The 11497-nt window shown below is 56.0% G+C and carries 10 protein-coding genes; 7 read left to right on the forward strand and 3 right to left on the reverse strand.

Features of this window, described 5'->3' with window-relative positions:
• The first annotated feature begins 209 nt into the window (after positions 1-209).
• Positions 210-476 carry a DksA/TraR family C4-type zinc finger protein gene (locus D5066_RS03145; protein ID WP_028012442.1) on the forward strand — a complete coding sequence of 89 codons (267 nt, stop codon included), beginning with the start codon at positions 210-212 and terminating at the stop codon, positions 474-476.
• A 285-nt stretch (positions 477-761) separates the two neighbouring features.
• Positions 762-1022 (forward strand): DUF1471 family protein YbiJ, encoded by a 261-nt coding sequence (ybiJ, locus tag D5066_RS03150; protein ID WP_048957009.1) that lies wholly within the window; start codon positions 762-764, stop codon positions 1020-1022.
• A 118-nt stretch (positions 1023-1140) separates the two neighbouring features.
• On the opposite strand, the gene ybiB is transcribed toward ybiJ, so the two are convergent.
• Positions 1141-2103 carry a DNA-binding protein YbiB gene (gene ybiB, locus D5066_RS03155; protein ID WP_119915034.1) on the reverse strand — a complete coding sequence of 321 codons (963 nt, stop codon included), beginning with the start codon at positions 2101-2103 and terminating at the stop codon, positions 1141-1143.
• Positions 2104-2358: 255 nt separating this feature from the next.
• Here ybiB and D5066_RS03160 point away from each other — a divergent pair, with 255 nt between their 5' ends.
• The 5 genes from D5066_RS03160 (at position 2359) to D5066_RS03180 (ending at position 7730) form a co-directional block, all read left to right on the forward strand.
• Entirely contained in the window at positions 2359-2895 is a 537-nt protein-coding gene (locus D5066_RS03160; protein WP_080327819.1) for a fimbrial protein, read from the forward strand.
• Positions 2896-2964: 69 nt separating this feature from the next.
• On the forward strand, positions 2965-3639 hold the full coding sequence (locus D5066_RS03165) for a fimbrial biogenesis chaperone (RefSeq protein ID WP_119915035.1): 675 nt from the start codon (positions 2965-2967) through the stop codon (positions 3637-3639).
• A 26-nt stretch (positions 3640-3665) separates the two neighbouring features.
• On the forward strand, positions 3666-6209 hold the full coding sequence (locus D5066_RS03170; protein ID WP_165853325.1) for a fimbria/pilus outer membrane usher protein: 2544 nt from the start codon (positions 3666-3668) through the stop codon (positions 6207-6209).
• Positions 6210-6231: 22 nt separating this feature from the next.
• Positions 6232-7221, forward strand: a complete 990-nt coding sequence (locus D5066_RS03175; RefSeq protein ID WP_119915036.1) for a fimbrial protein — start codon at positions 6232-6234, stop codon at positions 7219-7221.
• A 5-nt stretch (positions 7222-7226) separates the two neighbouring features.
• Positions 7227-7730: a fimbrial protein gene (locus D5066_RS03180; RefSeq protein ID WP_119915037.1), complete on the forward strand. Its 504-nt coding sequence runs from the start codon at positions 7227-7229 to the stop codon at positions 7728-7730.
• Here D5066_RS03180 and dinG read toward each other — a convergent pair.
• Both dinG and rhlE read right to left on the reverse strand, forming a co-directional pair.
• Positions 7717-9894, reverse strand: a complete 2178-nt coding sequence (gene dinG / locus D5066_RS03185; protein WP_119915038.1) for an ATP-dependent DNA helicase DinG — start codon at positions 9892-9894, stop codon at positions 7717-7719. The two genes, D5066_RS03180 and dinG, sit on opposite strands and share 14 nt — an antisense overlap.
• Positions 9895-9991: 97 nt before the next feature.
• The gene (gene rhlE / locus D5066_RS03190) at positions 9992-11374 is read right to left on the reverse strand and encodes an ATP-dependent RNA helicase RhlE (protein ID WP_119915039.1); all 1383 of its coding nucleotides are present in this window, start codon (positions 11372-11374) and stop codon (positions 9992-9994) included.
• Positions 11375-11497 lie beyond the last annotated feature (123 nt).

Below are 11497 nucleotides of genomic sequence, written 5' to 3' on the forward strand. Positions count from 1 at the left end.
ACCTCTCTTTAAGCCATCTTAAATGACTCTGAGGTGTCTGTTAAACCCGTGGCGATTCAAACCATATGTACGGCACAGCGACCATCTACAAATAGTTTCCCCCTCCACAAGACTGCATCTGCCTGCCAGATGCAGTTTGCCTCCCCCTTGATTGTTCACTTTTTAACCCCATATTATTGTCAGGGTGTATACCGATTTGAGGAGGATGTATGGCTTCCGGTTGGGCAAATGATGACGCCGTTAACGAACAGATCAACAGTACCATTGAAGATGCGGTGGCGCGCGCTCGCGGTGAGATTCCACGCGGCGAAAGTCTGAAGGAGTGCGAAGAGTGTGGCGAGCCGATTCCAGAGGCGCGCCGTAAAGCCATCCCCGGCGTAAGGTTATGTATCACCTGCCAACAGGATAAAGATTCAAAAAATGCTTCACATTCAGGTTATAATCGCAGAGGATCGAAAGATAGCCAGTTACGCTGACTCTCCTTTACCTAAGTTAACCCTGCCTGCACTTTCCTTTACGCTCATGGTTTTTAGCGAACCGCGTAGCAAAATGTGCCCTTCATCGTTCTTCTGTAAAGCGCATCAACAAGAAGTGTAAAGCGCTGGTTTGAATTTATTAATATTCAATAAGTTATTTGTCATTCAATTTTTTTGACTGACCACGTCAATTCTCTTCGATTTTATCTTTCGCGAAAAACCGTGATACTTATCACATCGACGGAACATCGTTCCCTTAACAGAATAACCTGCGAGAGATTAACTATGAAAACCATCAAATATGCTGTTGCTGCTGTTGCCCTGTCCGCTCTGTCCTTTGGCGCATTCGCTGTAGAGCCTGTTTCAACCACTCAGGCACAGAGCATGAATAAAATCGGTGTGGTAAGTGCAGAAGGCGCGACCACGCTGGACGGCCTGGAAGCCAAACTGGCTGAGAAAGCTGCTGCTGCCGGTGCAAGCGGATACACCATCACTTCCGCTAACACCAATAACAAGCTGAGCGGTACTGCGGTTATTTACAAATAATCGCCTGAAATGAATGCTGTACCCTCGCCAAACCCTCTGGTGAGCTGCTCCAACCCTCATTGACCCTGTTGTTTGTTACCCTTGCTTGCCCGTCCGCCACTGGACGGGCTTTTTTTGCCTAAAACGACTGCGCCACGCGCTGTAGCCCCGCCTCAACCGTCTCAGCCTCCCCTGTCGCCAGCAAGCAGCAGGCCATTTGCAGCTTGATCGACTGTGGAACCGGCACATTTCCAGCCAGACACTGCGTAATCCAGTGCGCGGTAACCTGGGGATCTTTCGACTCCGGCAGAATCACATCGCTGTTTTCTTCCCCGCGTTCAAGCACAACGCGCGTACCGGCAGGTTCAATCAGCATCAGCTGTGGGCAACGCTGCGGGTTGGCGTACACCTCCCCTTCTGTTCCGTGCATCAGCAGCGCGCGTCCACCGATTTCGGCAAAGAACTGACCGACGCGCGTCACGTACTCCGGATGAGAAACGCTGGAAAGGCGCAGTGCGGCATCTTCAGCAAACGGCATCGCCAGCTTCGCCAGGGTGTGCGCGCTGTTACGCACGCCCATGCGCCAGCGCATGTCCAGCTGCTTTTCCAGAGGCGGGCAGAGCGCGCGCACGGGAATATAGACCGGCTGGTTCCCCTCCAGCTTTGCCTGCGCCTGGCCGGCATGGAGAGTCGGTTCAATGCCCAGCAGTTCAAAGATGGTTTCTGTCAGTACGCGCGTGGGATCTTCGCTTACCCCATGCACGACCACCGGGAAACCGAGTTTTTGCAGCAGAATGGCCAGCAGCGGCGTCAGGTTAGCCTGCTTGCGCGCCCCGTTATAGCTTGGGATCACAATCGGCATTGGTTTTGCCACCGGCGGGGTTAAGCGCAGCGTTTGCGCCTGCATAGCCTCATAAAAGCCGCGCATCTCCGCTTCACCTTCGCCTTTGATGCGCAGCGCAATCAGGATGCCGCCCATCTCCAGGTCTGGTACTTCACCATTAAGCATATGGGTATACAGCGCGCGAGCGGTTTCATGGTCCAGATCGCGGGCGTGGTTTTTGCCCCGGCCTACCTCTTTGATAATCTTGCGATAATCCACGACATCTCTCCTGAAAATATCATCTTATTAACAATATAGCCCCGTTGAACGTCCGGACGTTAGTTTTTTCGACACAATCAAGGCGCTGTTTTTATGGCGAAAAATGAAACTCAAGGATTATTTCAATTATTTGTGATTTCTACAGAAGATTCTTAACCCGTCATTATTTGTTTAAATAACCAGCGGAAAGTCATTTAGGGTCAACGGTGAAAACGTCCAGGCAACGCTATCACCAGAAACATACCAGGATTTGTTATGAACAAGGTTGCTTTAGGTTTAATCATCGCCGCAGCGGTGGGATGTTCTGCATCCGCATTTGCGGCAACTAACGGTGAAGGCCAGATTAATTTCACCGGCGAGATCATCGATTCTGCTTGCCAGGTCGTGAATGGGTTAAGTAATCCATTAAATGTTCAGCTGGGCAAAGTGTCTAAAACGGTATTTACCGGTGCAGGCTCCACCAGCACATTAACGAAGTTTGATATTCAGTTAACCAATTGCCCGGAAACGGTCACCTCCGCAGCGATTAACTTCGGCGGGACCCCGGATGCGAATAACAACTCTACGCTGGCCTTAACGCCAGATACCGATGTCGCAACAGGTGTGGCTATTCAGCTGGTTGACGCGTCCGAGCAACCCGTCACTCTGTATACCCCCTCTCAGCAATATCCGTTAGCCTCCGGTACGGCGGTTAACGATCTGGAGTTCGGCGCACGTTATATTCAGACCGGTGCCGCGATTACCGCAGGCCCCGCTAATTCTGTATCGACCTTCACCGTTATTTATAACTGATCTTATCAATCCTGAGATATTAATGCTTTTGCGGGCATTAATATCTCATCTATTTATTGAGAAATCTTTATGCGCCACGGTTATTTACTGAGCACTCTTTTACTGGTAGCCGCCACTGCACATGCAGGTGTCATTATTAATGGTACCCGTCTGGTCTATCAGGGAGATAAAAAGGAATCATCTCTTGGTCTTTCCAATCCAGATGCGACGGATTATCTGGTGCAGTCCTGGGTCGATTCCGGCGGTAAAAGCCAGGCCAAAGCGCCCTTCCTGATCACCCCACCGCTTTTCCGTCTGGATGCGAAAGAAGATAACGTTCTGCGCGTGGTGCGTACGGGCGGAAATTTACCGGAAGACAGGGAATCCCTGTACTGGTTGAATATTAAAGCGATCCCCTCCTCAAAGCACGTAGAGGGCGTGAATACGCTGCAAATTGCGATTAATACCCGCATTAAATTGCTCTATCGCCCGTCTGCAGTAAAAGGCAGACCAGAAGATGTGGCAGACAAACTTGAATGGCATCGTGAAGGCAACGATCTGGTGGTGAATAACCCCACGCCTTTCTATATGAATTTCCAGACCGTCACGCTGAACGGTCAGAAAGTGACAAAAGCCACCTGGGCCGTGCCGAAAACGGAAACGCATTTTGCCTTACCGGGTAACGTCGGCGGCTCGAATGTCACCTGGTCCATTATTACTGATTACGGCAGCATCAGCCATACCTGGTCAAAATCCGTTCGTTAATAATCTACCCGGTAATAAAAATAATCATGTACAGCCATAAAAAGCCGTTCACCTGCCGATTTTCGTCATTGCTGGTCATTCTCTGTGGCCTGGCAATGGCGATCTTTGTGCAGCAGGTTATGGCCGATGATTATTTTAACCCTGCCCTGCTGGATATTGATAATCCCCAGCAGGGAAAAACCGATCTGTCCGTTTATGAAAAAGGTCCCGGCCAGGCGCCAGGGAAATATCAGGTCGCGGTGTTTATTAATAACAATAAAATTGATACCCGCGATGTGACCTTTACGCTGCAAAAAGACGCTCAGGGCAACAGCACGCTGCAGCCTTGCTTTAGCCTGAATGATTTAAAAAGCCTCGGCATCAAAACCAAAAAATATCCGCAGCTAATGACCAAAGGCCGGTGCGCCGATTTACACGCCATCCCTGCGGCATCTGCAACCTTTCGCGTTCGTAACCAGCAGTTGCTGCTGAGTATCCCGCAATCTGCGCTCGGCCAGGTGCCTCGCGGTTATATCGACCCGAAAGAGTTTGACGAAGGAATTAATGCGGGCCTGCTTAATTACAGCGCGAATGCCAGCCAAAGCCATGCTCGCCAACAGGGGGAACAGGATAACAGCAGCCAGTACGTCAACCTGCGTCCGGGTCTGAACGTTGGCGCCTGGCGCGTTCGCAACTATTCCACCTGGAATCGCAGCACCCAGGGCAAGGAAGAGCAGCAAAAATTCTCCTCCGTTTATACCTATGCCCAGCGCGATATCGTGGCGATGAAGAGCGATCTGACCGTTGGGCAAAGCACCTCGCCTTCTGATGTTTTTGACAGCGTGCCCTACACCGGCGTGGAGCTTAAATCCGACAGCGACATGCTGCCGGACAGCGAGAAAGGCTATGCGCCCATCATTCGCGGCACTGCCCACAGCAACGCGCTGGTGATGGTTCGCCAGAACGGCTACGTCATTTACCAGAACACGGTCGCACCAGGCGCGTTCGAGATTAACGACCTCTACCCGACAGGCAGCAGCGGCGATCTTCAGGTGACGGTCAAAGAGACCGACGGCAGCGAAAACCATTTCGTCGTGCCGTTTGCCTCCGTTCCGGTATTACAGCGTGAAAAAAACCTGCGCTACAGCGTAACCGCCGGGCGTTATCGTTCGTATGACAAAGATGTCGAAAAGACCCCGTTCGCTCAGAGCAGCGCCATTTACGGTTTGCCCTATGGTTTCACCGCCTACGGTGGCGTGCAGCAGAGCAGCCATTATCAGTCACAGGCCATCGGTGCCGGGAAAAACATGGGCGATTTAGGGGCGTTCTCCATCGATGTGACCCGCGCCAAAGCCCTGCTGAAAAAGCAGCAGGCCAGCAAAGGCCAATCCTGGCGCGTGCGCTACAGCAAAGATATCGCCCGTTCGGGCACCAACTTCTCGCTCGCGGGTTACCGCTATAACAGCAAAGGCTTTTACACCCTGGACGACACCATGGAGTCGTATACCCACTCTGACGACTGGTCTGCACCGCAGCAGCGCCGCGCCCGCACAGAAGCCACCATCGACCAGACGCTGCCCGAAGGCTGGGGCTCCGTCACCCTTAGCATGGTGAAGGAAACCTACTGGAGCCAGAGCCAGAACATGACCTCGATGAGCGTCAGCTACAACAACAGCTGGCACGGCGTGAGCTACAGCCTCAGTTACAGCATGAACAAAAACACCAACGACAGTGATGAAGACGGTAATGAGGTGACGAACGACAACCAGTTCTCGCTGAGCGTCTCGGTGCCGCTGGACCACTGGATGCATAACACCTGGGCCACCTACAACCTGAACAACACCAAAGACGGTACGACGCAGAACATCGGCCTGAACGGCACGGCGCTGAAGGAAGACAACCTGAACTGGAATATCCAGCAGGGGCTGAGCAGTACCGGCAGCGGTAATTCCACCAGCATGAACGCCGATTACAAGGCGACCTACGGTGAGGTGAGCGGTGGGGTCAGCCAGGACAAATACCAGCAAACCGTGAACGTCGGGCTGCAGGGTGGCGTAATTGCCCATGCCAACGGCATCACCCTGAGCCAGCCGCTGGGTGAAACCATCGCGCTGGTGAAAGCACCGGGCACCCACGGGACGCACATCGCGAACCAGACGGGCGTTGAAACCGACTTCCGCGGCTATACCGTCGTGCCGTTCGTTACCGCGTACCGGCATAACACCGTCGCGCTGGATACCGAAACGCTGCCGGATGATGCCGACGTCACCCACGCGGCACAGATAGTAACCCCCACCCGCGGGGCCGTGGTGCGCGCCACCTTTAATACCCGCGTGGGTAACCGGGTTCTGATGACGTTTACGCACAACGGCAGACCGCTGCCGTTCGGCGCGACGGTCACCACGGACGATAAGGACAGCGAATTTATTGTCGGGAATGACGGCCAGACCTACCTCTCGGGTCTGCCACAGCAAGGGCATCTCAGCGTCTCCTGGGGACAGGAGGCGAGCGAGCACTGCGTCGCTGACTATGCGCTAACGGATGAGAAAGAGAAAACCAGCATCATTAACGCTGCCGCGCAGTGTCACTGATCCACCGTTCAGGCTAACGATTATGCAAATGATTAAACAGTGCTTTTTCTTACTGGTTCTGGGAACGGCAGCGTTATTTATGCCGCACGCGAAGGCGACCTGTACGACGCCGGACCTGCCGAAGATGATTAACGTGGCGTCCATCTCGGTTCCGACAACGCTGGCGGTAGGCGAGACCATACCAGGAACAGAACAGATTGCCCATGTCGCCGGTAACTGCGATCAGGCTGTAGATAGCGGCCTGGAAATCGTATCCTGCTACTACGGTACGGGAGCAGAGATCCCAGGACTGAAAGGTGTCTACGACTCTGGAGTCCCCGGCGTTGGGGTGGCATTGATGAACGATCAGGGCCAGCGCATCAGCGGAGCCGGCGGCGTTAACTGCATCTCAACGGGAACGCCGGTGGGGTATGTGTCCAGCGATGGCAAACAGTCCTTTAATTTTGACGTCACGCTGGAACTGGTCAAAACCAGCGATACGGTAGCTTCTGGCACGCTCAATCAGAGTCAGACCCGTTTTGGTATCGGGGTGTATCACCACGAAGGGATCGGCAACCCTAACGACATCGCCTATGCGGGCAACGTCATCCTTAAAGAGGTCACCTGCTCCGTCCTGCCAAAAAACCTGACGGTTAACCTTGGAGATTTCCCGGTCAGCGACTTTGTCAGCGTGGGGATGCTCTCCTCTCCGGCGCAGAATTTTGACGTCACGGTGCACTGCGACAGCACCGTGCAGCCCGAAGTAAAGATCACCAGCTCAAACGGCTATGAAACGGCGTTTGAAGGGGTGCTGAAACTCACGCAGCAGCCCGGCGCGGCTACGGGCGTCGGTGTCCGCATGCTGTTCGACGATAATATTGCCACCTTTGATACTTACGTAAACACCAAAAGCGAAGCCTTCGCCAACGAAACGCTGACCATACCTTTCGAGGTGCGCTACGAGCAGGTCAATGATGTCGTCACACCCGGTCCTGCTAACACCGTTGCCACTATCACCCTCGCCTATAAGTGACGAACATGAAAAAGACCATTGCGATTCTGGCGCTGGGGCTGATCGCCCAGGCTCACGCCGACGACATCCAGATCCAGATGACGGGCAATATTTACGCCAACACCTGCGTCATCGACAGCGCCAGCCGAAACCTGACGGTGGATCTGGGCCAGGCGGTGTCGGGCAGCTTTAAAGACGTGGGCGATACCGGCGAGTGGAAAGACTTTTCCCTTTCCGTGTCGCACTGCCCGGTCACGCTTGCTCTCGCCACGGCCTTTTTCTACGGCCAGGCCGACAGCGCGCACCCGACAAAATTCGCCAATATTGGCAGCGCAAAAGGGCTGGCGCTGGAGCTGGCAGACCGTCAGGACAAAATACTGATTGCCCCGCAGGCCGCCTTTAACGTCGCCATTAACCCGAGCGACCACACGGCGACGTTTCCGCTCTCCGCGCGCTATTACGCTACTACCATGCCCGTCACCGCCGGCACGTTCAGCAGCGTGATTCAGGTGACCTTCACTTACCAGTAGGACCGCGCCTCTTAGCACGGATGCTTTTTCCACGCCCGGCGGTCAGTTTTGCCGGGCGTTTTTTTACCTCCGGCACCTCCGGCTGTTCAATCGGGAAAACAGGCAGCGCGTTCAGCAAACGCTGACCGTAGTTTTTGGTGAGCAGACGTTTGTCATAAATCACCACCTCGCCCCAACAGCCGTGGCTACGAATAAGACGCCCCACCTGCTGAATCAGGTTGAACGACGCCGCAGGCAGGCTTTGTACTTCAAACGGATAGCGGTTGAGGCTTTTCAGCCACTCGCCCTCGGTGATGACGACCGGGCTGTCGATAGGCGGAAAGGCGATTTTATGGATATGCACCTGCGTCAGGTAGTCGCCTTTCAGATCCAGACCTTCGGCAAAAGACTGTAGCCCTACCAGCACGCTGCGCTCGCCGCTGTCGATGCGCTTGCGGTGCGTTTCTACCAGCCGGTAGCGCGGCTGATCGCCCTGCACCAGCAGGAGTAAACGCAGGTCGGTGACGTGCTCCAGGAAGCGCTGCATCGCGCGCCCGCTGGCAAACAGCACCAGCATGCCGGGGTATTTTTTGCTCTCGACCTGCTCGCGGAAGTAGGCCGCCATCTCCGCAATATGCTGCTCTTCGTTGTCGATAAGCGGCTCGAATTTCATGCGCGGAATCACCAGCTTGCCCTGCTCGCAATGGTTAAACGGCGAATCCAGCGCCACAAAGCGGTCGCCCGCTTTCTCTTTTAGCCCACTCATCTCCTGCAAACGAGAAAAGCTGTTCAGGGAACGCAGCGTCGCGGAGGTGACCACCACATGCGGCACGCTGCGCCAGATCAGCTTTTCCAGCTGATCGGCTACGCGAATCCCCACGCAGTGGAAAAAGAGGTGCACCTGCCCGTCCCGCACTTCGCGGGTCGCCCATTTCGTCACCGGCGCGCCGGACGCCTGCGCCATCGAGGCCAGCCGCCAGAGCTTACTCTGCGCTTCGAACATCCCCAGCGCGCGGTTCATCTGCAGCAGGATGCGATGCAGACGCACCACGTCGTGCGAGCCGGTTTTCTCGCTGAGATCGTTCAGGAACATCTCCGCCAGCCCGCGCATTTTTTCCAGATGCTTCGCCAGCTGCTGGCAAATCTCCATCACCTCTTCCGGTAGCTCTCCCATCGCAAAGCGGTGTTCGGCTTCCTGGGCCGCAGGAAGATAGAGGTTCAGGATGTTATTCAGGGAGGAAATAAGGCCGTAGACCTCTTCACAGTGATCGCTCAGCCGCTCGGGCACCGCCAGCGGCGGTGTGGTTTTCGGGCGGAACTGCTCCATGGAGGTCGCCACCAGCTTGCAGAACAGATCCAACTGCAGGCGGAACCAGGGCGCCGTGATTTCAGCGCTCATCTCCAGCGCATCACGCGCTACGTCCGGTAAATGATGGCCTTCGTCGAGCACCAGCAGCAGGTTTTTGGGCTCCGGCAGCACCGCTTCGCTCTCCAGCGCGGCCATCACCAGCGCGTGGTTTGCCACAACTACTTCAGCCTCCTGAATCTCGCGTCGGGCGACAAAGAACGGGCACTCGCGGTAGTAGTGACAGTTGCGGTTCAGGCAGCTCGCTTTATCGGTGCTCAGCCTGCGCCATAAGTCGTCGCTAATCGCCAGGCTGGTGTGATCCCGCAGGCCGTCCCACTTGTAGCCGTCGAGCTCGGCTTTGAGCTTTGCGCACTGCTCCTGCTCAGCCTTGTTATTTGGCGTCAGCTCATCATCCAGAAAGGCGAGCAGATCCTGCTGCGAGGGCTCGCTGCTGGCCAGCGCCGCCAGGTTGCGCGGACAGACGTAGCGCCCGCGCCCAAAGGCGGCGGTAAACCGCAGGTCGGGAATGATTTTGCGCAGCAGGGGTAAATCTTTGCTGAAGATCTGGTCCTGCAGCGCCACGTTGGCAGTGCTGACCACCAGCGTTTTGTCCTCCTCCCGCGCTATCGCGATACCGGGAATGAGGTACGACAGGGTTTTCCCGACGCCGGTCGGGGCTTCAATCGCCAGATGTCGCCCGTCGTCCCCGGCGAGCGTTTTTGCCACGTCAGCAATCATCTGCCGCTGCGGCGCTCGGGGGATAAAATCGGGGATCTGCTGTTGTAGCGCCTTATACCATGCGCCGATTTGCGCCTTGAGCGCAGCGGTTAAAGCCATTGGAAAACCTGAAATACTGTATAAACAGCCACTATTGTGGCACTTTCTCTTCGCTGCCGCAAAAAGAAAAGCCCGGCTTTACGACCGGGCTTCCAGATTACTGCGGGTTAGCAGGCTTGCGCGGGCGGCGACGGCGCTGCCCTTCCCCTGCCGGTTTCCCTTCCCCGCTGCGCCACGGGTTTTCACCGGCCGGTTTGCTGTCGCTGTTACGACGCGGCGGTTTACCGGATGATTTCGGCGCGCCACCTTCGGCACGACGCGGCTGCTGACCGCGACCGCCGCCGCCCTGACCGCGACCACCACCCTGACGACCGTTCTGAATCGGCTCGGCTTTGATGGACGGATCCACTTCGTAGCCCGGGGTTTCGATGCGTGGGATCTCTTTCTTCAGCAGGCGTTCGATGTCGCGCAGCAGCTTGTGCTCGTCCACGCAGACCAGAGAGAGCGCTTCACCGGTTGCCGCCGCACGGCCGGTACGGCCAATACGGTGAACGTAGTCTTCCGGCACGTTTGGCAGCTCGTAGTTCACCACGTGCGGCAGCTCTTCGATGTCCAGGCCTCGGGCGGCGATGTCGGTCGCCACCAGCACGCGGATGTCGCCGGATTTGAAGTCTGCCAACGCGCGGGTACGCGCCCCCTGGCTCTTGTTACCGTGAATGGCGGCGCTGCGGATGCCGTCTTTATTCAGCTGTTCCGCCAGGTGGTTCGCGCCGTGCTTGGTGCGGGTAAAGACCAGCACCTGCTGCCAGTTGCCCTGGCCGATCATCTGGGAGAGCAGTTCCCGCTTGCGCTTTTTATCAACAAAGTGAACGTGCTGCGTTACCTGCTCGGAGGCAGTGTTACGGCGCGCCACTTCCACTTCCAGCGGGTTATGCAGCAGCTTTTCCGCCAGCGCCTTGATCTCGTCGGAGAAGGTCGCGGAGAAGAGCAGGTTTTGACGACGCGGCGGCAGCTTTGCCAGCACGCGACGAATATCATGAATGAAGCCCATATCAAGCATGCGGTCGGCTTCGTCCAGCACCAGAATTTCGATGTTATCGAGCTTCACCGCATTCTGGTGTTCCAGATCCAGCAGACGGCCCGGCGTTGCCACCAGCACGTCCACGCCGCCGCGCAGCTTCATCATCTGCGGATTAATGCTCACGCCACCGAAAACCACCAGCGAGCGAATGTTGAGGTAGCGGCTGTACTCACGCACGTTCTCGCCAATCTGGGCTGCCAGCTCGCGGGTTGGAGTGAGGATCAGCGCACGCACCGGACGACGGCCTTTGGCATGCGGCTGGTTTTTTACCAGCAGCTCTAACAGCGGCAGCGTAAAGCCCGCGGTTTTACCGGTGCCGGTCTGGGCGCTGGCCATCAGGTCACGGCCCTGAAGCACGGCGGGGATCGCCTGCTGCTGGATAGGGGTTGGCTCAACGTAGCCCTGCTCTGCGATCGCGCGCAGAATTTCCGGGTTCAGGCCAAGGGAATCAAAAGACATAAAAACTCCGAACCGCCCCGACCATCACAGGTGTAGTTTTCAGGGAGATATAACAATTGAGAGGACAAAAACCACAATGTCGCGAAGGGGCGGAGTGTAGCAGCTTTTGTGACGTGGCGCATA

Origin of the sequence: Enterobacter chuandaensis (assembly GCF_003594915.1) — a bacterium.
GTDB lineage: Bacteria > Pseudomonadota > Gammaproteobacteria > Enterobacterales > Enterobacteriaceae > Enterobacter > Enterobacter chuandaensis.

Excerpts from the sequence above, each read along its gene's own strand:
- D5066_RS03145 (WP_028012442.1), top strand. The coding sequence starts at position 210 with ATGGCTTCCGGTTGGGCAAATGATGACGCCGTTAACGAACAGATCAAC.
- ybiJ (WP_048957009.1), top strand. The coding sequence starts at position 762 with ATGAAAACCATCAAATATGCTGTTGCTGCTGTTGCCCTGTCCGCTCTG.
- D5066_RS03160 (WP_080327819.1), top strand. The coding sequence starts at position 2,359 with ATGAACAAGGTTGCTTTAGGTTTAATCATCGCCGCAGCGGTGGGATGT.
- D5066_RS03165 (WP_119915035.1), top strand. The coding sequence starts at position 2,965 with ATGCGCCACGGTTATTTACTGAGCACTCTTTTACTGGTAGCCGCCACT.
- D5066_RS03170 (WP_165853325.1), top strand. The coding sequence starts at position 3,666 with ATGTACAGCCATAAAAAGCCGTTCACCTGCCGATTTTCGTCATTGCTG.
- D5066_RS03175 (WP_119915036.1), top strand. The coding sequence starts at position 6,232 with ATGCAAATGATTAAACAGTGCTTTTTCTTACTGGTTCTGGGAACGGCA.
- D5066_RS03180 (WP_119915037.1), top strand. The coding sequence starts at position 7,227 with ATGAAAAAGACCATTGCGATTCTGGCGCTGGGGCTGATCGCCCAGGCT.
- dinG (WP_119915038.1), bottom strand. The coding sequence starts at position 9,894 with ATGGCTTTAACCGCTGCGCTCAAGGCGCAAATCGGCGCATGGTATAAG.
- rhlE (WP_119915039.1), bottom strand. The coding sequence starts at position 11,374 with ATGTCTTTTGATTCCCTTGGCCTGAACCCGGAAATTCTGCGCGCGATC.